Source organism: Pseudocitrobacter sp. RIT415 (assembly GCF_003057695.2).
GTDB lineage: Bacteria > Pseudomonadota > Gammaproteobacteria > Enterobacterales > Enterobacteriaceae > Pseudocitrobacter > Pseudocitrobacter faecalis.
This window is the reverse complement of sequence record NZ_QBJC02000007.1, coordinates 122,375-146,941: the sequence shown is the minus strand read 5'-3', so window position 1 is coordinate 146,941 and position 24,567 is coordinate 122,375. Positions and strand designations below refer to the sequence as shown.

19 protein-coding genes are annotated in these 24,567 nt (G+C 48.3%); 8 read left to right on the top strand and 11 right to left on the bottom strand.

From position 1 onward, the window contains the following. Positions 1–7: 7 nt before the first annotated feature. From DBY68_RS09790 to DBY68_RS09745, 10 genes are all read right to left on the bottom strand, one after another. Positions 8–961, bottom strand: a complete 954-nt coding sequence (locus tag DBY68_RS09790) for an ATP-binding protein (RefSeq protein ID WP_146745452.1) — start codon at positions 959–961, stop codon at positions 8–10. After that, on the bottom strand, positions 958–2,181 hold the full coding sequence (locus DBY68_RS09785) for a beta-ketoacyl synthase (RefSeq protein ID WP_108475902.1): 1,224 nt from the start codon (positions 2,179–2,181) through the stop codon (positions 958–960). The genes DBY68_RS09790 and DBY68_RS09785 overlap by 4 nt, the downstream gene beginning before the upstream one ends. Before the next feature lie 4 nt (positions 2,182–2,185). Beyond that, positions 2,186–4,744 (bottom strand): beta-ketoacyl-[acyl-carrier-protein] synthase family protein, encoded by a 2,559-nt coding sequence (locus DBY68_RS09780; RefSeq protein ID WP_108475901.1) that lies wholly within the window; start codon positions 4,742–4,744, stop codon positions 2,186–2,188. A 77-nt stretch (positions 4,745–4,821) separates the two neighbouring features. Beyond that, positions 4,822–5,982 (bottom strand): aminomethyltransferase family protein, encoded by a 1,161-nt coding sequence (locus DBY68_RS09775; RefSeq protein ID WP_108475900.1) that lies wholly within the window; start codon positions 5,980–5,982, stop codon positions 4,822–4,824. A gap of 35 nt (positions 5,983–6,017) precedes the next feature. Continuing rightward, positions 6,018–6,299, bottom strand: a complete 282-nt coding sequence (locus DBY68_RS09770) for an acyl carrier protein (RefSeq protein WP_146745451.1) — start codon at positions 6,297–6,299, stop codon at positions 6,018–6,020. A 21-nt stretch (positions 6,300–6,320) separates the two neighbouring features. Continuing rightward, entirely contained in the window at positions 6,321–6,869 is a 549-nt protein-coding gene (locus DBY68_RS09765) for a 3-hydroxyacyl-ACP dehydratase FabZ family protein (protein WP_108475899.1), read from the bottom strand. A gap of 3 nt (positions 6,870–6,872) precedes the next feature. After that, positions 6,873–7,634, bottom strand: a complete 762-nt coding sequence (gene fabG / locus DBY68_RS09760; RefSeq protein WP_146745450.1) for a 3-oxoacyl-ACP reductase FabG — start codon at positions 7,632–7,634, stop codon at positions 6,873–6,875. A gap of 13 nt (positions 7,635–7,647) precedes the next feature. Then, the gene (gene acpS, locus DBY68_RS09755; protein ID WP_108475897.1) at positions 7,648–8,016 is read right to left on the bottom strand and encodes a holo-ACP synthase; all 369 of its coding nucleotides are present in this window, start codon (positions 8,014–8,016) and stop codon (positions 7,648–7,650) included. Positions 8,017–8,030: 14 nt separating this feature from the next. Beyond that, positions 8,031–9,650: a ShlB/FhaC/HecB family hemolysin secretion/activation protein gene (locus DBY68_RS09750; RefSeq protein ID WP_108475896.1), complete on the bottom strand. Its 1,620-nt coding sequence runs from the start codon at positions 9,648–9,650 to the stop codon at positions 8,031–8,033. A gap of 89 nt (positions 9,651–9,739) precedes the next feature. Further along, the gene (locus tag DBY68_RS09745) at positions 9,740–13,552 is read right to left on the bottom strand and encodes a filamentous hemagglutinin N-terminal domain-containing protein (protein WP_146745449.1); all 3,813 of its coding nucleotides are present in this window, start codon (positions 13,550–13,552) and stop codon (positions 9,740–9,742) included. Positions 13,553–14,846: 1,294 nt separating this feature from the next. Between DBY68_RS09745 and DBY68_RS23070 the strand changes: the two genes are divergently transcribed. From DBY68_RS23070 to DBY68_RS09715, 6 genes are all read left to right on the top strand, one after another. Continuing rightward, positions 14,847–15,470, top strand: a complete 624-nt coding sequence (locus DBY68_RS23070; RefSeq protein WP_229837699.1) for a hypothetical protein — start codon at positions 14,847–14,849, stop codon at positions 15,468–15,470. 54 nt (positions 15,471–15,524) lie between these two features. Further along, positions 15,525–16,088, top strand: coding sequence for a fimbrial protein (locus tag DBY68_RS09735; protein WP_108475895.1), 564 nt, complete (start codon positions 15,525–15,527; stop codon positions 16,086–16,088). 81 nt (positions 16,089–16,169) lie between these two features. Further along, the gene (locus tag DBY68_RS09730; RefSeq protein ID WP_146745448.1) at positions 16,170–16,871 is read left to right on the top strand and encodes a molecular chaperone; all 702 of its coding nucleotides are present in this window, start codon (positions 16,170–16,172) and stop codon (positions 16,869–16,871) included. 51 nt (positions 16,872–16,922) lie between these two features. Beyond that, on the top strand, positions 16,923–19,445 hold the full coding sequence (locus DBY68_RS09725) for a fimbria/pilus outer membrane usher protein (RefSeq protein WP_108475893.1): 2,523 nt from the start codon (positions 16,923–16,925) through the stop codon (positions 19,443–19,445). A gap of 15 nt (positions 19,446–19,460) precedes the next feature. Beyond that, positions 19,461–20,795, top strand: coding sequence for a fimbrial protein (locus DBY68_RS09720; protein ID WP_108475892.1), 1,335 nt, complete (start codon positions 19,461–19,463; stop codon positions 20,793–20,795). Beyond that, entirely contained in the window at positions 20,792–21,481 is a 690-nt protein-coding gene (locus DBY68_RS09715) for a molecular chaperone (protein ID WP_146745447.1), read from the top strand. Before DBY68_RS09720 ends, DBY68_RS09715 begins: the two co-directional genes overlap by 4 nt. Positions 21,482–21,541: 60 nt before the next feature. On the opposite strand, the gene DBY68_RS09710 is transcribed toward DBY68_RS09715, so the two are convergent. Next, positions 21,542–22,324: an SDR family oxidoreductase gene (locus DBY68_RS09710; RefSeq protein ID WP_108475891.1), complete on the bottom strand. Its 783-nt coding sequence runs from the start codon at positions 22,322–22,324 to the stop codon at positions 21,542–21,544. An 819-nt stretch (positions 22,325–23,143) separates the two neighbouring features. Between DBY68_RS09710 and DBY68_RS09705 the strand changes: the two genes are divergently transcribed. After that, positions 23,144–23,962, top strand: a complete 819-nt coding sequence (locus tag DBY68_RS09705; RefSeq protein ID WP_108475890.1) for a winged helix-turn-helix domain-containing protein — start codon at positions 23,144–23,146, stop codon at positions 23,960–23,962. Next, the gene (locus tag DBY68_RS09700; RefSeq protein ID WP_108475889.1) at positions 23,955–24,446 is read left to right on the top strand and encodes a FidL; all 492 of its coding nucleotides are present in this window, start codon (positions 23,955–23,957) and stop codon (positions 24,444–24,446) included. Before DBY68_RS09705 ends, DBY68_RS09700 begins: the two co-directional genes overlap by 8 nt. The last annotated feature ends 121 nt before the right edge of the window (positions 24,447–24,567 follow it).

Below are 24,567 nucleotides of genomic sequence, written 5' to 3'. Positions count from 1 at the left end.
ACTGTCGTTATCCTTCAAGATATTCAAGGTCAAAGTAGTGATAACCAAACTGCTTATCGGCAATGACCGTGCGCATTTTCCCGCCAGGCTGAATATGACGGGTCAAATAGTCCATGCTCAACGCTGGCGTCAGACAGCCACTTTCACCATAATGCGCCACCAGGTCGATAATGCCAGGCTCGTGCCGGAACGGCTTTTTTTGCCGATCGCTGAACGCCATGACATCAATACCCGCAGCATGCTCTGGCGCACGGCCAGAAATATACTCTCCGCACTGCACCTTAATTGCGCTCTCACGCTGGCTGAGAATAAAGCAGCCCACCCGCTCAACGGATAAATTCACATCATCTGCCTGGCGGGGGAATAAACGCTTACGCGGTTTACCCACATCCTCTTCAGAGAACACCAGCACCGGAATTGCCCGATAGGCGGCACAAATCACCACATTGTCGAATACATCCCAGGCTAAATAATCCTGAGCCATACGCAGTGCCTGAGCGAAGGCCTGTTTTTCGCCACGAATCTTGCAGGTCGGTTCTGTTATAGAGAATTTCTTCAGCAGATTCTTTGGCAGCGTATCAATCATCGCGATATGCAACGCGCTGGAAATATTCTCAAACGGCCCGGATTCCCCCCAGGAATCAGCATAAATAAACGCCGTACGCGATTTCATTAATTTCATCCGCTCTTTAGTCGGCATGTTCTGTAATGCAGAATCGGTAACCTGCTCCATGGCCTCAAGGTAGGGCATATAGTGTGGATTACGGATCCGTTCCGGCGCATAATCGTCGGACTCCACGCCAAAGCGTTTAAGCCCCCAGCCATTCGCACGGGTGCCATGTAATCCTCTTTCATACATATGCGCTTCCCAGGCGTTGAGCCAGGTCGGCTGATAAAAATGAAACGTGTCCTCCGGTTCCGTTAGCGACCAGGAAGACAGGTAGAGACTTTTTGCCATTATTTCGCGCTCCCCGTCTGCATAGCAGACATCACCACGCCGATAACCGAGCCATCAACTCCCACGCCGACCTTCAATAACCGATGTTTGTTATGCCCTGTCACGCTACCGTCGGTAAGCACCAGCGAAGCCAGGCTATCGATAATCACGTCGTTACCAACCGGTGCGATCAGTTCATGATGCGTCAACGTATGGTGGCCGATGATCAGATCGATAACGCCAGATCCGGTCGCGGTGTAGCCGATCTGCCCTTTATAGGCGAGTACGGGGATCTGACGATCGCTGACAAACATGGCAAGGGCTTTGGCTTCTGCGTTGTCACTCACAGAGGAACCGTTGCCGTGCGGAAGAATAGCTGCAAGGTCATCCACCGTGATTTCAGCCTGCTTCATCGCGGCCTGCATAACCTTATGCACGTTAGTGCTTAGCCATGAAGCATCGTTGCTACGCCCGGCACTGATTTGGGTGTAGACCGTTTGCAACCTTATGCCTTCTGTTCGTTGACGCGCCCGGCGATGACTGGCGCTTTCCAGCAGAAGTGCGCTAAAACCCTCTGCGAACAAGACGCCTTTACTGTTCTCACCAAACGGTTGAACCTGCTCGCTATCCAGCATGGATTGCGTTTCAAGGAACCAGATGTCCTGGGTTTTGATTTTTGAGCAGTTCAGCACAATGGCGATATCAATCCCGCCCTGCTCAATTCCCTGCGTTGCCAGATGCACGGCAGTCAGGGATGAATTGCTGGTACAGTTCAAATTTGGCGGCAAATATTGCAAGCGATAATGACGCGCGAGATGGCTGGAAATCGAGTCCTGCGACATCTTAGAAGCATGCAGATTCATGATGGTCTGCGTTAAGTTGATATCTTCTACATCGTTGTAATTATAGAAAGATTTGTAATCCAGCCCGTCGATACGCGGCCCGATACCGGTCAGGTAAACGCGAACGTTACGCCCGCTCAGGCAATGCTTATCCAGCATTGCCTGCTCGAGTGCTTCATCGACCAACTGAGACAGCAGATCCAATGCGCTATCATCCACGTGTTTCAACGTCGCCACGGATGTATTACCTTTGAATCCGCACTTAATGGCTTCTTCGTCAGTGGTAAACCAGGGCTGACGTTTTACACGTTTGCCCTGTTTCAGATGATCAATTAACTGCGAACAGTCTTCGGCATACGGCAAACAGACGCTGTAACCCGAAATAATAGCGGCATTGTCCACAGTCTTATCCCTTAATGACGAATGCGTAGTAGTTACCGCCTTCCGTTGCGCCCACCAGTAAGACATGCTTAAGAGCAAGCTTCATCGGTTGGCGAACAAAATTCACGCGGTCATCAAAGAAATTCACCGTATTCGGAATAGCGGGTACGGCCTGCTTTTTAATGCAGTCAACGATCACGGCCAGGTTAAGCAAACCGGCTGCAGAGGCGACAAAACCAAAGCAAGCGTTGTAGTTCACTACCGGTACCGCCGGTTTTTGCGCGGCGAAGGTGTTGTAGATCGCGTCAATTTCGATACGGGAATGATCATCGCTACCGTTGCTGGTACCACACACCAGATCAATATCGCCAGCAGTGATACCCGCGTGCGTAAGCGCGCGTTCAATCGCCAGCGCCATTGAGGCCGATTTTTCCTCCAGCAGAGAGGCATCGAAATAGGTGTTGCTGCATGATTTGCCGTAGCCGACCAGTTCTGCCAGCACCTCAGCCCCCCGCGCAGCGGCCTGCTGCGGATCTTCCAGCAGCAGCATGCAGGCGCCTTCGCCCGGGACATAGCCCTTCGGGTCTTCACCGTAGATCTGATAGTCGCTCGCCTTAGCCGTCATGTGGATCTTTTGCGTCACCGCGTCCATATACAGCGACATGGACGGGAAATACTCATCCGCACCGCCCACCAGTACTTGTGGCTGCAGGTTCTGACGCACAATTTCATAGCCGTAGGTGAGCGCGCCGAGCGCCGCGTTTTCACCGGTAGCCAGCGTGGTGGTATACCCTTTGATCCCTTCTGAGATCCCACAGAATGTTGGGATCGCATTCATCAGCGAGCCAGGGAATTCCGAGGTACGCACTTTGCGTGGATCGGGCTTCAGGCTTTGCAGATATTTGTAGGTGGTTTCCTGCGGCCCACGGGACATGCCCATGATCATGCCCAGCTCATCGCCATCGCGCTTGATTTTACGCTTTGCCTGTTCCAGCGCCTCGGTGAGGGCAATCAGGGCGAACGTGCCGCCACGGGTCGCTTTACGCGGGTCGAAACGACGAAGGTGTTTACGCGGCTCCAGCCCAGAGACCTGGAACGTTTTGAAGTTGCTTTCAGTTTCCGGCAGCGTCGCGTCGCTAAAGCTGTACTCTTCATCAAACAACTCGGCAAACTGGTTAGACGCATCCAGCACCGCCAGCAGTTCTTTGGCTTCTTCCAGCGTGTCGTCCGGGAAAGTGACGCCACCCAACCCGACGTGATTCTCCTGCGACCAGACGTTCTCCAGCACCTGATTCAGCGTATGACCAATGGCCGATACCGCGCCGATCCCTGAAATCGCAACGCGCTTCGCATCATAGGTGCTAACCGGGATCGAAGCCGGCGCCATACTCAGGATCATGCAGCAGTTATTGCCGCCGAAGGCATAGTTGTTCTTCATGAAGATGTTAACGTTGCGATCGCGAAACTCATTCGGCACATAGTCCAGATCGCAATTCGGGCGAGCCTGGCTGAAATTCAGCGTCGGCAGTACGCGGTTATCCGGAAGCGTTGCCAGACAGGCAATCAGTTCCACAATACCCGCAGCACCAATGTTGTGGCCGAAGTAAGATTTGGTGGAGCTCACCAGCAACTTATCGTGGTTGGCGAAGACTTTTTTCATCGCCAGCGTTTCGATGCGATCGTTAGCTTCGGTACCCGTACCGTGCGCGTTGACGTAGTCGATCTGTTCTGGCGTGACGCCCGCGTTTTCCATCGCTTTATGCATCACCTGCACCGCACCGCTGGCGCGCGGATCCGGCCCGGTTTCATGGAAAGCATCACAGGATGTGGCATAAGAGAGGATTTCACCGTAAATGGTCGCCCCACGCGCGATGGCGTGCTCGTACTCTTCCAGCACGATGGCGCCCGCACCTTCACCAATCGACATACCGGATTGACCCGAGAACGGCGTACAGGTGTCAGGGTGCATGACGTTTAGCGCGTAGAATCCGGCAAAGGTTGGCAGATAAATTGGCTCAGTGCCCACTGCCAGCATCGTTTTACTTTTACCGTTCTGGATGTAGTCAAACGCCATCCCTACCGCGTTCGGGCTGGCGGTACACGCCGTAGCAACCAGTTCAACTCCCCCCTGAAGACCCAACAGCGTCGACACGCTGGAGCAACAGGATGAGAACGCGCCGGAAAAGAGCGCTTTACGCAGCGAAAAATCTTTCATGCGCTGTTCAAAAAGCGGCAAAAACGCTTCCGTTCCCGCTGACGAGACGCCGACGATAAGGCCAGTCTCTTTGAGCGTTTCACGGCTTTCCATCAGGCCGGCTTGATTCAATGCATCTTTACCGACTTTGTAAGCCCAAAGCGCTGCGTTATCCAGCGAAGCAATGACGTCCTCTGAGAGATCGGAATAATCAATATCATGCAGCACTTCGGCCGCACGCGCATTTTCAAACCATGTTGAAAAACGTTCGCTATCAGCAACACCATTTTTCTTATTTAATAATGCTTCCCGGAAATCCTGAATATTTTCAGCCAGGGAGGATAAAATCCCCAGTCCGGTAATAACAACTCTTTTCCTGCTCGTTTTCATGAATAATACCTGGCAACCCAGCCATTCGTCGTGGTGAAATGGTCGCGCGGGTTATTTCCCCGCGCGACATATTTTAATTACGCTGCGCTTTTATTTTTAGATGCATCGATATAACTGTGCTCTGTTGGGCTAACCAACATGCTCAGGTTATAAATAAACGGCAGACATTTTGATTGTGCCGGAATGGTTTCGCTGGCAGTCTGAATTTCATAGCCGCTGATATCCGACCAGGCGTAATCATTTTCCAGCATGGTCAGTGCAATAAACCGCTGTAGCGCCGGTGAAAATACCGCTTTCACCACGTACCCTACATCCTTACCTTCCGCGAGAACGCGATCGCCTGCAGCAATGCCTTCGCATTCAGTCTGAGCAATCATCCCGATGAGTTTGGTGCCGGTATAATTCTCAGAGAGTGCGGTGACAGCCTCCTTACCAATAAAGTCATCTTTGTCATACTGCACCGCCCATTGCATTTGCAGTTGAACCGGGTTAACCGCCTGACCTTCCCAAAGGCTTGCGTCCCAGCATGGGTTTTCTACCCGAACGATTTTTTGATAATCCAGGCCGCCAGTCTGCATCTGATATTTTTCACCAACGGTTAAGAGCTTTTCCCACTGTTCAGCCAGTTTTGCTTGCTCACCGATAGTCATATAAGCGTACTCACCGTGTTTGCCGCAGCGGAAGATCAGCAGATCCTCATCGGTGTTCATATACTCATAATAAGGCAGGCCAATCACGTCAAAACCATGAATTTCTGACATAATTTCCCATGAGTAAGGGCCTTCAAGCAGGATCGCCCCCCAATCACTTTCCTGCATATCCTGAATCTCGGGCAGCGTCTGAATATCCAGCTCTTCCGCTTTTTCCAGAATGGTATTCATGCTGGCAATCAGTTCTGCTGCCGGAATATCTTCGGACAGCAGGTAGTAACCGTCGATGCTGCACAGCACGTAGATATCCCCGCGAAGGGTGCCCTCTTCGTTCAGCACCAGAGAGTAAATGGCCTGCTCATCACGAATGATGGATACATCAGCGGAGACCAGATGGTTGATTAGCGCCCAGGCGTCATCGCCCATTACGCTCACAATAGAGAGATGGGAATGATCCACCAGCAATGCATTTTCACGCACAGCTTTATATTCAACGATTGCCGGATGATAAGAAGATGGCACCGTGCGATTGTTATATACACCCATTACGGCGTTGTTTTTCAAGTGAAATTCAGTAAGAGATTTCATACATAGGTCCTGATAATATTCTCGTTAATGGGTGATTAATCGTTTTTCTTTTGAATAACGAAAGTCGCCAGACTGTTAATGCTGCGCATATAAGATGGATCGTCACTTTCGCTAATTTTGATATCGAAAACTTTATCCAGTAGCACGACAATTTCCGTCGCATCGACTGAATCTAATTTAAAACCATTACCAAACAGCGCAGTATCATCATCAATTTGCGCTTCCTCACGCTGAATATTCAGGCGCTGGATAATCTCAGTTTTAATGGTCATCAGAACTTCTTTACGCTGTTCAATCGCGTCATTCATGTTAGACATGGTGTTCACTCTCTTATTGGACTACTTGGTTTCACGGAAATTAATAATGGTGCCCTGGCTAATCAGCTTTTTACCGACGTGCGCGGTGACGGCATAATGTTTAAAGCCGTTGGCATCCGAAAAGGCGAGTTTGCTGATAACGTCGATGGAATCACCCGGATAGACGATATCTTTAAACTTTAAATTTTGTGCCGCCAGCACACCGCGCACCTGGGTGCGACGGGTACGGATTATCTCCAGCATTTCTGGGCGATAAATACGCGCATGGATATCGCGCAATGACTTCAGTTCTTCCTCATAACGCTCGCGCCAGATATCGCAAATGTCTGTCAGGAATGACAGATACTCACTCGCCTGACCGAAGATTTCAGAGATGATCACGCCAGGCATAATCGGATCATCAGGGAAATGTCCGAGTAGATACGGTTCGTTATAAGTGACGTGTTTTACGACACTGACAAAGCCATTTTCGCCATATTTATAATCTTCGATTTTATCGACCATCAGCAGCGGCTGACGCCAGCCGCCCATTTCGAGGAAGATCTTCGAAGGGATCGTGTATTTAGACATAAATCACCGCATAACCAGGCCGCCATCGATAACGATGGTCTGGCCGACAATGTAACTGGAGGCTGAAGAACTTAAGAAGACGATGGTGTTTGCCACTTCTTCGCATGTGCCAAGACGGCGTAACGGGATGGTGCTGGTTACCGCGCGAACCACCGCACGGGAGACTTTCTTCACCATTTTCGATTCAATCATTCCCGGTGCAACAGCATTAACGCGGACGCCCCAGGGGGCCATCTCTGCCGCCAGCGTACGGGTAAAGCCAAGAATCGCGCCTTTCGAGGCGCTGTAGTTCGCCTGGCCGACGCTTGGGATCAACGCTGCAATAGAGGCAACATTGATGATGGCCGGCTTGTCTGCCGCGCGCAGCAGCATCAACGCGTCTTTGGTGAGACGGAAAATGCTGAACATATTGGTCTCGATAACCTGAGTGAAATCCTCATAGCTCATCGAGGCAAAAAGGCTGTCTTTGACGACGCCCGCGTTATTAACCAGCACATCAATTTTGCCGGCTTCGCGTTCAATCTGTTCGCAGAGCGCAGTAACGCTCTGTGAACAAGCGAGATCGCATTGCACAATATGCAGCTTATCGCCAACCGGATGGTTCGCTTTCAGGGCATTTAATTGCACATCATTGGATTTATAGAGCGCATAAACATTGCAGTTCTGCTCAAGATATTTTTCGCAAATACCCAATCCAATATCGCCACTGGCACCAGTCACCAGCACAGTTTTTTCATTCAAATCATTATATTTGTACATATTCATCACATATATTGAGTTAATAAACGATGACGGTCGCAATGGCGTGGGTACGGCAATGCGAAATACTCAGGGCGACATTTTTAAGGCCTTGCCCAACAAGAATATCTTGCAGTCGTCCAGTGATAATAAAATATGGAGCCCCATTAACATCGTGGGTTATTTCAATATCCTGAAAGCGAACTCCGTCGCGAAAACCACAGCCTATAGCTTTAACTAGCGCTTCTTTAGCGGCCCAAAAACCCGAGGCGCGTTCATAATCTGGATTGTCCGGATTAATAAGCGCACACTCTTTCAGCGTATAAACACGTTGATAAAAAGCCTGTTCACCATTGAGAATCGCACGGGTGATTCGGGCAATCTCGACAATATCGGTTCCTATTCTCATTACGCTACTCTCTTCTACATCTGGTACGAGAAATTAAAATTTACGTTAACCTTGTCGATATCCAGCGTGTCCGGATATTTAAGCGGTGTTGACACGGAAAAGTTATATTCAAGACTTTTTATCGTGCCATCAATACCGACTGCTGCGCCAATAAGTGTTTCGTCACCGTATGAGGCATCCTGGTAAATCTGGCCATAATCCACACCCGCATAATAACTGGCCTTGCCGCCCATAAAGGGATAGGTCAGCGTGTTTTTAATATAAAATCCGTCATTACCTGAAAGACCAGCACTATTTTCAAAACCGCGAATACTCCAGCGATCACCTACAGTTATTTGATCCTGCAGCGTCAGTTCACGTGGTGCATACTGAGCCATAAACGCGGCGTTGTAATATCCGCTATTAATTTGTCGGGTATAGTTCCCGGCAAAATTAAAAACATGACTAACCGGGCTTACGTCGCCGTACACCATATCAGGCGTTTCTTTTCCGCCAAACCAGGTTAAAAAACGCTGCCATGAGAGCGTTGAATCCCAATATGCGCCTGGCAACTGCTGCTTATAATTAAGCCCCAGCTTGACGTTGCCCATATCCCGCGCCTGCAAAGTAATCTCTTCGCCGTTCAGCGTATAAGCCGACTTCCGGCGGATCAGCTCAACGCTTCCGGCCAGCTTTTTGTTTTTATCGCGATATACCGTACGCGAGGCTTTTGCGCTCCAGTATTCGCTGTCACCCTCGTAATCCAGGGTAGAATAAGAGAGCGGAATCGCTTGCTGCGATTGGCTTTTGCTGTAAAAGAAGCCATATTCCCAGTAGCCAACCGGAAGAGAGTAGTAACCACTAACATTCTCATATTGCCCGGTGGTGCTACGGGTTCCCGCCACATAAAACAGGTCGCCCATTTTCGCGGCATTGAACAAATAACCGACCGCAGAAGTCTGGTAGCGTCCGGTCTCTTCATCGCCCCAATTGTTATAGCTCGCCCGAACACTCCAGGTTTTTCCACGCTGGGTATTGATATGAACGATGCTGTAACCGTCCCGCGTTCCCGGTTCAATGTTAATTTTGACGTCAACGCCAGGTACCCGCTGAAGGTTTTCCAGCCCCTGCTCAATATCCCGTATATTCAGAATATCGTTACGCTGAAACGGTAACATCCACTCACTAATGTCGTTACCTTCAACAACCGTTTTTTCTATTTTTCCTGCATTCACCCGTAAACGCAGCGTGCCTTTGGAAATATCCTGCGCGGGAAGACTAATACGCGTTGTGATATACCCGGCGTTAATATAATAATCCTGCAGTGCCGCGGCAATTTTCTGCACCCCCACACTACCAACACAGCGTCCGGCAATGGCTTTATTCACCGCTTTACTCAGCTGACGTCCCAGGAAGTCATGTTCGAGTTCTACGCGGTTAATCAGAAAGCAGTTTTTCTCCTGCGGTAAATCACCCAGCATAAACGTATGGCGTTGCGCGTTAGAGTAGACGTCCTTTTTCTCTAATTTATGCGCGCGATACGTCCCTGCATCAGCATTTTTTTGCTGCTTAATCAGGTTATCCAGGCTGTCTTTCGCGGATGCCTGAAAACATAAAAGAATGAGCAGCCAGCTAAATTTAAATCGTAATTCCATTATGGTCTCAAGCTTAATAAAGACAGCAGCAACCCCTGCGTAACATGACGCATATATTTAAGAACGTTGCTGCTGTCTTTGGTTACATCTTACATACCGACAATAGTACCGGTGTTATTGGTTTCGTTTGCTTCTAACGCTAAGCCGTAGAAGCCACCGAGAACGGCGTTTGTCCCGCTGTTCGTTACCTTATTCGCCGATACACCTGCTACGCCATAGCTGAGCATATTGAGATAGTTATAAATATTCCCTTGCGTTTTTACACCCAGAGAATAATCACTCACAATATTGCCCCAGTTATTAATGTCATTAACGGCATTAATCGCGATGGTTTGCCCCAGCATATTGCTGTTACTGTTGTTAGTAACATGCTTCTGAGTATCAATTGTCAGCGCCGTTCCCGCCACGATGTCTTTAATGTTCTCAACACCATTCAGGGCACTAATAGTCAGTGCTTTATCAGCCGCAATGGCATTGCGGTTATACAGCGTGCCTTTCAGAACGTTGAAATGCACATCGCCTTTCCCGCTGATCCAACCATAGTTAGTGACGCTGTTATCAACATTCAGATCCAGGTTGTTATCCGAAGCAATAATACCCGTGGCGGTATCGTCTTCCAGACGACCGTCGCTGTAGTTGCTCAGAGAACCAGCGTAAATGTCGAGATTACCGGCGCTGTAGGTGGTGGCATAATTGTTGTAGAACGTTCCTGCCGCACGGATAATAGCCTCAGCACCGCTGCTCAGAAGCGCGCGGGTGTTATCCAGCGTTCCCTTTGACAGCAGGCTAAGCGGGCCATTTTCAGCGATGATGCTGCTATTGTTGTTGTAAACGTTCTGAGCAGAAATCGCGACACCTTCTTTACCTACAATACCGCCAACATTGTCCGTAATACCGAACACCTGGCCGTTATAGCGCAAGAAGTTATTGCCATCGCGGTTTTCGATATTGCCACCCGCGTTAATGGTCAGCTTTTTATTCGCAGCGATCAGCGCGGTGTTGTTGTATACCGTCGATTTGGCATCGATGGAGACATTCTCACCGGCAATCAAACCATTCGCATTGTCCACGGTGTTCGCCGCCAGAGTTACGTCGCCGGTTTCAGAGGTCAACGACCCCTTATAGCTGTCGTAATTTCCGGTCAGTGCCAGCGTAACATCGCCATAACCACGAATTTCACCGTAATCATTGTTCAGATTATTGCCTTTTACAGACAACACGCCGTTCAATGCATGCAGCTTACCGCGGTTGTTGCCCACGTTGCCCTTCGAATCGATTGTCAGATCGCCTGTCGCTTCGATGGTCGCGTTGTTGTTAGTTACGCTGTTTGCGGTCAATGCGATATCGCCATAGCCAACCATGTAGAGAGAGTTATACAGGTTGCCTTTGGTTGTCACCGTCATGTCAGCGTCGCTGACAATGTTGCCGCGGTTGGTAATATCATTAACCGCGTTGATGACGATATTCCGCCCAACCATGTTGCTGTTGCTATTGTTGGTTACATGACGATTTGTGGTCATCGTCAGGTCATCACCAGCGGAGATATCTTTCCAGTTTTCAATGCCGTTAAGCGCAGCAATATCGAGAGCCTTTTCCGCCGCAATGGTATTGCGGTTGTACAGGTTGCCGTTATTGACCGTCAGATCAACATCGCCTTTACCACTGATCCAACCGTAGTTGGTAAGCGTATTATCGACATTCAGGGAAAGGTTTTTGTCGGAAGCAATGAACCCAGTCGCATTGTTATCGATCATCGTACCGCTGCTGCTGTTTTGCAGAGTGGTCGCATCGATATCAAGGTTGCCCGCACTCCAGGTGGTGGCGTAGTTGTTGTAATACGTGCCGCCCACCTGAATGGACGCATCAGCGCCACTGGTCAACATACCACGCGTATTATCAAACGTGTTCTGCGATTCCAGCGTCAGAGGGCCATCTTCAGCGATAAGACGGCTGTTGTTGTTGTAGACGTTCTGCCCGGAAAGCTCAACGCCTTCCTTGCCGATCAATCCACCCTTTTGCTGAGGCATACCGAAGTAGAGGCCGTAGTTATTACCAAAGTTATTCCCGTCGCGGTTTTCGATGCTGCCGCGCGCATTCACCTTGAGCTTTTTACTGGCCACGACCAGCGCGGAGTTGTTATTCACACCCGACATCGACTGGATCGTGATGTTCTGACCCATCATGAAACCACCGTGGTTGTCCACGGAATTCGCTAACAGGGAGATGTCACCCTCTTCAGAACTGATTACACCAATACTATTGGTCAGGCTGCCGCCAACGGCGACATCAATGCCCTGCTTACCGCTGATACCACCGGTATCATTACGCAGCGAACTGCCTTTGATGCTGACCTTGCTGCTCGACAGTATCTTGCCGGCATAGTCGTCAACAGCGCTGTTGCTGGCAAGGGTAACATTGCCGTTCGATGCAATTTGGCCACCGTTGTTATTGATGCTGTTGGCACCAATCTCAACGCCGGTATCAGCAAGAATACCCAAAGAGTCCGAACTGCTGGTGTCCGCCGTTTTAGTGGAACCGTTATTCACAGTGCCCGCCGCGCCCACCACAACGTGCCCCGCCGACGAACGGATCAGCCCCTTGTTGTTATCTACGTTACCCTTGCTGATAATGTCGATATCTCCGGTGGTCTGGATATCGCCGTTATTGTTATTGACCGCGCCAGACTCAAGCCCAACATAGCCACCGTGAATCTGACCAGTGCTGTTGTTCAGCGTGCCCGTTTTCAACGCCACAATACCGGCTTCAATCCCGACAGAACTGCCTTTACCGTAGTTAGTCAACGTCGCGTTGTTAGTGTCGACTGCCACCATGCCTGCTGCGGCAATTTTACCGTTGGTGTTGTCGATAGCGCCGCTGTTAACGTAAATATCGGCCATCGTGGAGATATTACCCGAGCGGCTGTTTACGATATTTTTCTTATTGGTATCCAGCGAGATGGTGCCTACTGCCGTCACGTTACCCGTGGTGTTATCCAGCGTACCGTTGGTCTTCAGGTTAACCGTGCCTGCGGATTGAATCTGCGCATTACTGTTAAGCAGGTTGCCTTTGGAATCAATGCTAACGCCGTTAGCGCCGCCCGCAATAACGCCCTGGTTACGAACCCCTACACCATTTTCGGTGCTGACGAGATTGATTTTGTTGGCGTACATCCCCCCCAGGCTGGCGACATCGACGCTATAAGCGTTACGGGAACCGGTCGCAATGACGTTACCCGTCACCTGGCCCGCGGCATTAACATAGTTATTGCCGGCAACAACGTTCAGTTCATCGGCAGACACTTTGCCGTTCACCACGACGTTGCGAGACAGAATTTCTGTCGGGCTGGCGTTATCCAGTTTACCGAGGGTAATCGTGCCGCCGTTAACGGAGTAGCCGGCCAGCTTATCGTCCTTGATATCAGGTGTACCGGTAGTGAGGGTCAGTTTACCTGTATTGATGGAGCCGCCACCGTTTACGCTAATACCGTTCGGGTTAGCAATAATCAGGTCGGCTTTATCCCCCGCAACTTCCATCATCCCATTAATGGTGGATGGATTTTTAGAGGTCACCTCATTCAGAATCACTTTCGCTGACCCGGCGGTCAGATTGCTGTTTCCCTGAATATTACCCGCAAGCGAAGTATTGGCACCGTTCGCGCTGTTGTTAAAAATAACGCCATTCTTATCGACGTTCAGGTTATCCCAGACGTTATGCGACAAACCATTACTATTTGGCGTATTGATGTCCACGACGGGAACGCCATTCGCGTTATAGACCGTTCCATTCTTTATTACCAGTCCTGCAGCTTGAGTTACAACAGGAAAAGACAACATCATAAGTAAAGCAATCGGGGTGATTTTTCTCACCACTGTTGCTTCCTTTTTTAAAGTCACATTTGCCACAAAGGTCTTCCTTATTGAAGCTATACATTTTGGATGTGCAGATCATTTTTAGACAGTTTCCCGCTCCCCATCAAAAATGACCGCTGCAAATCCTATCATCAGCCCCAATAAAAAATCACGAAAAATAAAGTGAAATAGAACTTCAGAAAATAACTCAGAACTATTATTTTAAGCACTCAAAACGCCGCCTGTAACCCCCTAAAACATAAGGCTTAAAAAACGCCTGATAAAAATTTTACCAACTTATATAAAGTGACAAAACAGATCTGAAATGATGTGTGATTCCAGACACACAATCATTTCATATAAAATAAAGAGAAACCTGGCGAGTTTCTCGGATAATTTATTTCAAGATTGTTATATGCTTAACAATCATTAAACACATTTCTCAATTGCTTTCTTATAAAGAAGCGAAGAGATGTTTTGTTTGGCCGCAGAGAAAAATGAGTGGCAATGTTAGAACGTCATCTGCAGCCGTTTACCCAGAAAACCAATACCCCACCGAATTTCCAGCGACCGGCACTTTATTATGACACCCGGTACAACAGCAGTGCGCCAGCGCTGACGTAGTGCTATATAGATGAAGCCTATCCCTGACATTGTTTTATGTTGTATTGCCCCACATTGGATGAGAGCGGCATATAAATACCCTTCTGGATCAATTTTTGATGACCGTCGCGAATCATGGCAAAGAAAAACGAGCTAATAACTCCTTCCATTTTACTCAGGTAAATATTTATCAATGTATTCAATGGATAAGAACAAAATCGCGCTTATTCCAATACCTCTTAACTGATCTTAAATACATCAACAACCGTGCTTTTTGTGAGCAAAGCCGTTAATTTCTATAGGATTATTGCAAGAAGGAGCACCGATACAACATAAAAGTAAACAACAACAGCGCATTTCTGGTGAAAAATGCCTTAAATGAAAGTGATTAAGATAATATACAGCACAAAGCACCAATCACACCCAACAGAGCAAGCATTAAATTTTTTATTAAAGTTCGCCACAATAATCTCGTGGGAATTCAGTTGTGATGCATATTACGAATGACTTATATTATTTCCATCGCTGTTAGGACATAAACCAGCTTCTTACTTACCTTGTCATCAAGCACGTCTACGATTAACCGTATAGATAGCAGTAACAGGGTACAACGAAGCCAGAAAGCATTAGATGTTTTATTGAAAATGTCGCGCAACAAAAGAATCCAGATACATACCTTCTTGTTTAAATAGTTTTAAAACTAAAAAAAGAAGACGCTTTTGTTGTTAGCAACAGAGTTATAACAATGAATAAACATTTAAAGTCCAGGGTAATCGTCATCTCTGATGATTTGTACTACCTGCAAGGATTATGCGTAAAACTTTCCCGCAATAACTTTTTTGCGGTCGACAGTTTTTTCCATGTTCAGGATATAAACGACATTGACTTTAGTTTACTGCGTTTTGATGAGGCGTTCGTTAAAAACATTCTCATTGTTGCGCTGGATGATTTCAGTATCATTTCGCAGATTCCTGAACTCTCTCGTTTCTTAACGTTTATTTCGTTGAGAAAGATGAAAAACCGACAGGTCTTGTTCTCTATCTATGACAAGGTTTTTCTGAGCAGATACACGAGATTTAATGAGTTACTGAAACTGTTTAACGCACCAGCGCTAAGCAGGCGCGTTAAATGCATCACGCTAACAAAATTTGAATGGGATGTTTATAGCGCATACTTCTTGATTGATAACAGAAGAATACTGCGCGCCATTCTGCAAAAGGATGTTAAGTACATTAGTCATTATAAGATCTCAACGTTTAATAAGCTTGAGATTGATTGTGATAGCGATGGCTTTCATATATTTAAAGTTCTCATACAGTTAAGGAGTATTACGGAGCAAAGAAATATTACGTTGGACCATATAGATTGATTGTTTGATTTTTTGTAACAGCTTTATTTAAATCTTAATTTAAAGGATATGATTATGTTTTCTGCATTCAAAAAAGCGGCTCCTCTGATGGTTGCTGCAGCATTACCCCTGTCTGCTTTCGCTGCACCGACTGTGACTTTCCAGGGTGAAGTGACCGATCAGACCTGTTCTGTGAATGTGAATGGCCAGACCAACTCTGTCGTGTTGCTGCCGACCGTCGCTATGGCTGACTTCGGTGCAACATTAGCTGACGGCCAGAGCGCAGGTCAGACTCCGTTTACCGTTTCTGTCACTAATTGCCAGGCACCGACCGGTTCAGATCTGGCTATCAACACCACGTTTCTGGGCTATGACGTTGACGCCACCACCGGTGTGATGGGCAACCGCGACACCAGCAGCGATGCAGCCAAAGGTTTTGGTATCCAGCTGATGGATGCAAGCACTTCCGGTAACCCAGTCACCCTGTCTGGCGCAACCAGCGTTCCGGGCCTGACCCTGAAAGTGGGCGAAACTGAAGCCAGCTATGACTTCGGCGCTCGTTACTTCATCATGGACAGTACAAATGCAACCGCAGGTAAGATCACGGCTGTTGCTGAATACACCCTGAGCTACCTCTAATTTCCATACTGGCTGGCAGTTAATGCCAGCCAGTATTTTGCTCCTTTATTCAGATATTTCATGGACATGGAAAAGATAAGAATGAACATTTTTGCATATTTACTGGTACTTGTATTTTCCATGGGCATGAGCAGCAGTGCGTTTGCCAGCGTGGTTATGACCGGAACGCGAATCATCTTTCCGGGCAACGCAAAGGAAAAAACAGTCCAGTTGCGTAATACCAGCGAACAACCCTACATCGTCAACATCCATATTGAAGATGAGAAGGGTTCAGGAAAAAACGTACCGTTTATGCCCACTCCGCAGGCGTTTCGCATGGAAGCGTCTTCCGGTCAGTCACTGCGCTTGCTCTTTACCGGCGGGAATTTACCGCAGGATCGTGAGTCAGTGTTCTGGTTCAGCTTCAGCCAACTGCCTTATTTGAAAAACACCGATAAAGGCCAGAACCAACTGATCCTGGCCTTGACCAACCGCGTCAAAATTTTCTACCGCCCAGGCACCATCGCCGGTAAAGCAAACGAAGCGGCAGGCAAGCTGACTTATCAGGTGAAACAGAACCGCATAGAGGTCACCAACCCGGGAGGGTATTACGTTGTGATTCGTGCTGCTGAGTTGCAGAGCAACGGGAAGAAAATCCCGCTGGCCAATTCGGTGATGATTGCCCCGCAGAGCAAAGTTGAATGGCCACTGAAACCTGGCGCGAGCGTGGCGCAGGGCGCACGCATTCATCTGGTAACGGTCAACGACTACGGCGTGAATGTGGCTTCCGACCACAACTTATAACGTTTTTCCTGCCTGACGAGCGGTCTTATTTTTACGCGCGAGTACTAAGAAATGAATAAATCCGTTGTGTTATTTTCGGCGGCATCATTGGTTTTTCTGTGCCTGCCGACCAGGGGAGAAACGGTCACGCCGGTTACGTCGTCAGATGAAAACACCTACACCTTTGACCCCCAACTCTTTCGTGGTAGTCGGTTCAGCCAGTCATCATTAGCCAAACTGACCACCCGCGAATCTGTGGTACCCGGCAATTATAAAATGGACATCTATACCAACAATAAGCTTTCAGGCAGTTGGGATGTCAATTTTAAAGAGGCGGCGGATGGCCGTGTGCTTCCCTGTCTGACGCCAGAGGTGGCGACGGCTATCGGTCTCAAAATGGCGGCCGCGAACGATAAACCGCTGCCCGTGTGTTCCTTCGCCCAGGATCTCGCCCCCGGCGTCACCAGCCAAACGCAGTTATCGCAACTGCGTTTAGATCTGACGGTACCGCAAAGCCAGTTAGTCAGCCGCCCACGCGGGTATGTACCGCCTAATGAGCTGGATACGGGTACGTCATTGGCGTTTATGAATTATATCGCCAACTACTATAACGTCGCTTATACAGGCCAGAATGCCCACAGTCAGCGTTCGTTCTGGGCATCGTTGAACGGCGGCGTAAACCTTGGCAGCTGGCAATATCGTCAACTCTCGAACCTGACCTGGGATAATACGCAGGGTAGCCAGTGGAATAATATCCGCAGCTATCTGCAGCGCCCGCTGCCTGGCATCAATAGTCAGTTAACAATGGGGCAACTCATCACCAGCGGACGTTTTTTCTCTGGCCTCAATTACCATGGCGTTAGCCTGGCAACCGACGAACGCATGTTGCCTGACTCTATGCGTGGATACGCGCCGACAATTCGTGGCGTCGCGGCAACCAACGCCCGGGTATCTGTCATGCAGAATGGTCATGAAATTTATCAGACCACCGTGGCTCCCGGGCCTTTTGAGATAAATGATCTCTATCCTACCAGCTACAGCGGTGACCTGGAGGTTACCGTCACGGAAGCCGATGGCGCCGTCAGCCGTTTCAGTGTGCCCTTCTCGGCGGTACCGGAGTCGATGCGTCCCGGAACCTCCCGCTATAACGTAGAAATCGGGAAAACACAGGATAGCGGTGATGACTCGATGTTCGGTGATCTTACCTGGCAGCACGGGTTAACCAATACCCTGACCTTTAACAGTGGGTCACGTATTGCAGACGGCTATCAGGCATTGATGCTGGGCGGGGTTTACGGCAGCACCCTGGGAGCCTTCGGGGCCAATTTGACATGGTCACACGCCCGTGTTCCGGAAAACCAGACGCAGAATGGCTGGATGACGCAACTGACATGGAGTAAGACTTTCCAGCCAACGGCAACCACGGTTTCACTGGCTGGCTACCGTTATTCCACCAGCGGCTATCGCGATCTGGCGGATGTGCTCGGTGAACGCCATGCGGCCAGCAATAGTGAGTTATGGGATTCCAGTCAATGGCGTCAGCGGTCGCGATTTGATCTTACGCTGAGCCAAAGCCTTTCGGACTACGGCAACCTATTCGTTTCGGGCTCTACGCAAGACTATCGTGGTGGAAAAAACCGCGATACGCAGCTTCAACTGGGATATAGCAACAGCTTCCGCCACGGTATCAGTATGAACCTGTCTGTCGGACGCCAGCGAACCGGGAGTTATAACGGTAGCGCAGGCGAAATGCAGACAGTGACATCACTCTCGTTCTCTTTCCCGCTTGGCGGCAGCGGGCCACGCGTCCCGAGCCTGAGTAACAGTTTGACGCACTCCACCGACGGCAGCACTCAGTACCAAAGCTCGCTGACGGGCATGCTTGATGAAGCACAAACCACCAACTACAGCCTGAACGTCATGCGCGATCAGCAATACAAACAGACAACGCTGAGCGGCAACATGCAAAAACGTTTCTCTCAAACCACCGTTGGGCTTAACGCCTCCAAAGGTAAAGATTACTGGCAGGCATCCGGCAACGTACAAGGGGCGCTGGCGGCGCACCGTGGCGGCGTCACGTTTGGGCCTTATCTTGGCGAAACCTTCGCACTTGTCGAAGCCAAAGGCGCTGAAGGCGCGAAAGTGTACAACTCAAGTCAGTTGGAAATTAATGATAGCGGCTATGCCCTTGTGCCGGCGGTAACACCTTATCGCTACAACCGTATTTCACTCGATCCGGAAGGCATGGAAGGTGATGCCGAGCTGGTCGATAGCGAAAAACAAGTCGCGCCGGTGGCGGGAGCCGGGGTGAAAGTGGTCTTCAGAACCCGGCCAGGTAAAGCTCTGCTGATTAAATCCAAAATGGCGGATGGTTCAGAACTGCCTATGGGCGCTGATGTGCTCGATGAGAATAATACGGTGGTGGGAATTGCGGGCCAGGGGGGACAAATATACCTCCGCACCGAGCAGACGAAAGGTCGCCTGTCCGTGCGCTGGGGTGACGGCGCGCAGGATAGCTGTCAGTTGCCCTTCGACATCAGCGGGAAAGAGAACAAAAGCCCTCTTATCCGTCTGAATGAAACCTGTCAGTCCTGATACAGAGAAAACACGATGTCTAAGAATACTTTTTTACACATTCTTTTAAGCTCCATCATATTGGTTGCGCTTATACAGTCGAGCGCATGGGCAACCTGTAGCAATAAACTCGTTGGGCAAACGGAAGATACCAGGACAGCGATTATTGAGTTCGGGAAAATAAACATGACCGACCTCTATTTCGCACCAGTAGGCTCACTGCTGGCAACAACGGTGGTTCCGCCCACCAACTACACAGCACGTGGCGCGACAGGGGACTCCGTACTCTGGGAATGTGACGTGACGGATTTGCCGAACATCTATTTTTTGGTCGCGACGAACGGTGACGATCGTGTCGGAGGGTTTCATGATGCAGGCGGGCCTGACGGCCTGACTGATGTTTACGCCACCTGGTTCGCCTTCGTTGGGTTGAAGCAAACGATGGCTGGCGTGACGCTTAGTCGCTACTGGAAGAAAGTGCCTATCACCAGCTATGCCACGCAGGGAACGAAGATTCAGATCCGTTTGCAGGATATTCCTCCCCTTCATGCGGAGCTTTATCGAATCAGTACGCTACCGGATACTTCTGCGTCCTCAAGTTATTGCGGTAATAACAATACCGATGGTAGCGGAGTGGGATACGCAAGCCCTACTGGTGTGGTTTACAAATGTACGCAACCTAATGCCTATATTCAGCTTTCCGGCACCAGCGGCGTTCCCTTTGCTCATGATGAACCGGGCGAAGACAGTTCAGTTCACTGGTCATTCTGGGGGGCTGATAATGGTTTCGGTTACGGCATGCGGTCAGGGAATGTTCTCTATAACAATGCCACCTGCGTTGCCCGTAGCGCCACGCCGCTAGTTATGCTTCCCACCATTGCAGAATCACAGCTTAGCGCGGGTATGGAGAGCATTGGCAACTTTAATGTGCGTGTGGAGTGCAGCGACGCGGCGAAATCCGGGGTAAACGATACCCAAACGGCGTTGGGGATACAGGTTTCTGAGGGGGCTTATACCTCAGCGCAAAAACTGGGTCTTATCAACAGCAGCGGCGGTGTCAGCGCTTTAGTTTCAGATAACTATGATGGGGCGGATATGGCAAAAGGTGTAGGGATCTACATCTCGAACAGTGCCCACCCCGATACGCCGATGACGCTGGTTGGCCAGCCGGGTATTGCGACGTTAACACCGGGCGGCGACGCCGCAGGGTGGTATCCGGTGTTAGAAGGCGCCACACCAGAGGGAGCCACCCTGCCGGGCTATTCCAGCTATAGTTACTCTTTTATCGCCCGCCTGAAAAAGTTACCTAATGAAACCGTGCGCTCAGGCAAGGTTCGGGCAACGGCTTATATATTGGTGAAAATGCAATGAAATCCGTTGTACTGCTTTTTCTCACCCTCTTCGCTTGTACTGTGGAAGCCGGCATCATGCCGGCTTCATCGCGTGTTATTTATCGCGAGGGCGATCGGGAAAAGACGCTGATGCTGGTCAATACGAACGACTACCCTGTGGTGGTGCAGAGCTGGGTCGATAATGGAGAAGGCTCGCCTGAATCAACCACGGCACCGTTTATCGTACTCCCGCCGGTATTTCGGTTGATGGCGAAACACACTCAGGGAGTGAGAATCGTCTACAATCACGATCCGCTTCCGCAGGATCGTGAATCCGCGTTCTGGCTGAATCTTTATGAAATGCCGCCTGAAAGTCCGCGTAAAGACTCTGCGCATGTGACACTGGCAATGAATACTCAGCTAAAAATCTTCTACCGTCCCAAATCCATCACGCTACGCCCGGAAGAGGCCGTGCGTAAACTTACCTGGCGTCTGGGCCGCGATGGCAAAGCCGGATATATTGAATTCAATAACCCGACACCGCTACATATCTCATTTAGCGGCATCCGCATTGGCGCAACCCGGGTGAACCAGGAGAGCGATATGATGGTAAAACCGTTCAGCCAACGGCGGTACTGGCTGGCGGATGTGGTGACCGGAGGAACAGTGACGGCAGTGTATCTGGGGGATCACGGCGAAAAACGGGAAATCACCTTCTCTGATTAAGGATTGTCGTTCGACTAAGTGCGCTCCCGAATCGTTACAACACCGGAAGCGCGCTCTGCACTAGCGAATAGAATAACCGCCATCAATCACTAAAATGTGCCCATTAACGTAATCCGACGCTGAACTTGCCAGAAAGACCATCGCCCCCATTAGATCCTGTGCTTTACCCCAACGTTTCGCCGGGATCCTGCCTTTAATAAGTTCCCTGATTTTTGGATTGTTATAGATAATTGACGTCATTTCGCTGACGTAGTAACCCGGCGCGATACCGTTAATCTGAATGTTATATTCGGAGAAGTCATCAGAGTAGGCTTTGGTTAGACCCGCTAACGCATGTTTCGTCGCCGCATACCCTGGCGACCATCGGCCGCCGTGGAAAGAGAGAACCGAACAGATGTTGATAATTTTTCCTCTCCGTTGCGGAACAAAAATCTGCATCGCGGCCTGACACATCTCAAATGCAGCCGTCAGGTTCAGATTGATCATGGGATCCCAGTCATTACGGTTAAAATCAATCGGGCGATTGATATTACAAATACCGGCGTTATTAACAAGAATATCGAGCTGGCCGAATCGCTCTACACTTCTGTTCACAATCTTCGTTGCAGCGCCCGGTTCTGTGATATCTATCGTCATAAAATCGACGTCACCGCCCGCACGCTTTAACCGCGTAATATATTCCTGATTAGCTGATTTGATATCTACCAGTAAGAGATTGGCACCCGCCTTCGCCAGCGCAATGGCTAAACCCCGACCCAATTCACCTGCCGCTCCGGTGACGATCGCCACTTTGTTTTTCAGTGAGAAAAACTCCATTGAAAAATCATCAATTAAGAATTTCATATTTCATTTTTTCCTTGTAAGCAAGCCCCCTTTACGGGGATTAACAGTATTGTTTAAGAGTGATGTTTTAGATGGTGATAAACTTATAAGATTTTACAGACACTTATTCGCATCTGGTTTTTTATATTTAAGACTGGAAAGGTTTATCACTTTTTAAATTAAGATCGTTTCAGAACACATTAACTCTTCGTCGTAGCATTAACATTTCATAAGAAAAAACAAAAGCACGACGAAAATATTTAAAACAATCTCTCACTACAATTCTTTTGCCTGGATACAAGGAATATCATGCACGTATTTATAATAACACAAATGAATCATTAGCAACCAGTATTAATAAAGGCAGAAGAGAACTGGATAGCATAAATATTGCTGGCTCTCCCCGGCGTTGTGCAGGGCCAGCGGCATCTGAAATTCAAGTCGCGATCTCGTCATCGATAAATACCTGATTCGCGCATCATGGAGGCACCGATTCGCAGCGAGGTAGCTGACGGCAACGCATTTTGCTGCGCTAAACCCTCGTGGTTTGTAGTGTTTTACCTGAAATCAGCAGACTCACAAGATGACTTGCAGCAGAGAAAATTCTTAATCCAATAAATTCAGTGAGTTATTGAATTTAGTTACATTGCAAACCACATTCAAATCACAAAAAAAACACAATTGAAAAGATTTATAAACACCTTAAAATCAGATAATTCCTAGAATTCAGATAATTCACAGTATCTTCACGGCAAAATCTTCTACACTTAACATCATGTTGTGCACACAGCATTTTGCTCAAGAATAACATCGAGTTAAAAGGGTAAAGGTATAACCTTAATGATATACATCATAAATGATGAAGTGAAATTCAATTCTTCATCAAATAAATTAACATCATTGACCACCTCAGATGAGGTGATGTTGACTTATCCTGCAGGGAAATGCTTGAGTTTGCTTTTAGACAACGCTCATCAGGTGGTATCGCATCATCGTTTTTTCGAAAAAGTGTGGAGTGGCGCTGAATCTGAAGTCGCGACAAACACCCTTTACCAGAATATTTCGATTATCAGACGTTCATTTCGGGAATTAAGTACATCGCCTGATGCCAGCGACATCATTAGAACTGTTCCAAGAAAGGGTTTTAAAATCAACGAAGAAGCAACTGTTAAAGTCGTTGAGACTCCTAAAGATACACCAGAGCATGACGCAATCCATGAGGATGTTGTGAATCAGGAGGAATCATTACCTCCTTTAAAAGAACGCTTATTAAAAAAAAGTAATATTATGTGGCTATGGATATCGATTGCTTGCGTTTCGATATATATCATATCTTACATGATTTACAACTTTCATAATAACATGTCGCATACCGTGAAAAGCGAGGATGTATTCTCTGAATACAAACACCTTGTAACAAAACAAGGATGCACATTTTATTATGATAATAAATCCTTTCCGTCCGCTAATGCGTTGGCACCAGTTATCAATGAGATGAATAGACTCGACATTAAATGTGAGAGAAATCCCTATATTTATATTTCAACAACAAATACGATGAGAGGGTTCTATGCGCTGGCATGTAACTCAAAATTAGATCAGGAATCATCGGGTAGTTGTTCTTCTTTATTTATTAAAATGGAGTTAAACCATGAATAAAAAGAACACTGCATTGATTATGGTTCTTATCATTATTGTTGTCGCTACACTGATCAGCCACCTTGCCATGTTACGATTGGACAGAGCAAACAGCAATATCTCCTGCACAGCCAGTCTCATCAACTACGTTGATAATAATCAGCTCAATGAGAACATGACATTCAGCATTGTCCCTGAAAATAATTCAGGTACGGTCTATCTCAGCGGCGTGTATATTGAGAATGACAAAAAGGTCGGTTTCATCCGACGATACATTGACTTTTCCTACAAAAAATTCGGTGATGCAGTCTATTTCACCTCCGTAAAAATTCAAAGAATACAGAGAGATGATACGTTAAGCGATGAAATCCTGGAAAAAATCACATCTGACTTTCTGATTAAAGAAGGAACATCTATCAATTTTCATCTTTATAAGCAGAATGATAACAATTACATTTTCTTTAACGGAAAAATACCGCGATTTATTTGTTACATACAACATTGAGTGATGGGTCAGAATGGAGGATTGGAGTGGTACATGGATATGTGCCTGAAGCAGTTGCTATGTGAGGGTTTTGTCAGCCTGGCTCCTCATCTCGCCGGGAAAAAAGAAACGTCCCTTGAAG

Excerpts from the sequence above, each read along its gene's own strand:
- DBY68_RS09750 (WP_108475896.1), bottom strand. The coding sequence starts at position 9,650 with ATGGAATTACGATTTAAATTTAGCTGGCTGCTCATTCTTTTATGTTTT.
- DBY68_RS09765 (WP_108475899.1), bottom strand. The coding sequence starts at position 6,869 with ATGTCTAAATACACGATCCCTTCGAAGATCTTCCTCGAAATGGGCGGC.
- DBY68_RS09710 (WP_108475891.1), bottom strand. The coding sequence starts at position 22,324 with ATGAAATTCTTAATTGATGATTTTTCAATGGAGTTTTTCTCACTGAAA.
- DBY68_RS09715 (WP_146745447.1), top strand. The coding sequence starts at position 20,792 with ATGAAATCCGTTGTACTGCTTTTTCTCACCCTCTTCGCTTGTACTGTG.
- DBY68_RS09720 (WP_108475892.1), top strand. The coding sequence starts at position 19,461 with ATGTCTAAGAATACTTTTTTACACATTCTTTTAAGCTCCATCATATTG.
- DBY68_RS09725 (WP_108475893.1), top strand. The coding sequence starts at position 16,923 with ATGAATAAATCCGTTGTGTTATTTTCGGCGGCATCATTGGTTTTTCTG.
- DBY68_RS09770 (WP_146745451.1), bottom strand. The coding sequence starts at position 6,299 with ATGTCTAACATGAATGACGCGATTGAACAGCGTAAAGAAGTTCTGATG.
- fabG (WP_146745450.1), bottom strand. The coding sequence starts at position 7,634 with ATGAATATGTACAAATATAATGATTTGAATGAAAAAACTGTGCTGGTG.
- acpS (WP_108475897.1), bottom strand. The coding sequence starts at position 8,016 with ATGAGAATAGGAACCGATATTGTCGAGATTGCCCGAATCACCCGTGCG.
- DBY68_RS09700 (WP_108475889.1), top strand. The coding sequence starts at position 23,955 with ATGAATAAAAAGAACACTGCATTGATTATGGTTCTTATCATTATTGTT.
- DBY68_RS09730 (WP_146745448.1), top strand. The coding sequence starts at position 16,170 with ATGAACATTTTTGCATATTTACTGGTACTTGTATTTTCCATGGGCATG.
- DBY68_RS23070 (WP_229837699.1), top strand. The coding sequence starts at position 14,847 with ATGAATAAACATTTAAAGTCCAGGGTAATCGTCATCTCTGATGATTTG.
- DBY68_RS09775 (WP_108475900.1), bottom strand. The coding sequence starts at position 5,982 with ATGAAATCTCTTACTGAATTTCACTTGAAAAACAACGCCGTAATGGGT.
- DBY68_RS09705 (WP_108475890.1), top strand. The coding sequence starts at position 23,144 with ATGATATACATCATAAATGATGAAGTGAAATTCAATTCTTCATCAAAT.
- DBY68_RS09780 (WP_108475901.1), bottom strand. The coding sequence starts at position 4,744 with ATGAAAACGAGCAGGAAAAGAGTTGTTATTACCGGACTGGGGATTTTA.
- DBY68_RS09735 (WP_108475895.1), top strand. The coding sequence starts at position 15,525 with ATGTTTTCTGCATTCAAAAAAGCGGCTCCTCTGATGGTTGCTGCAGCA.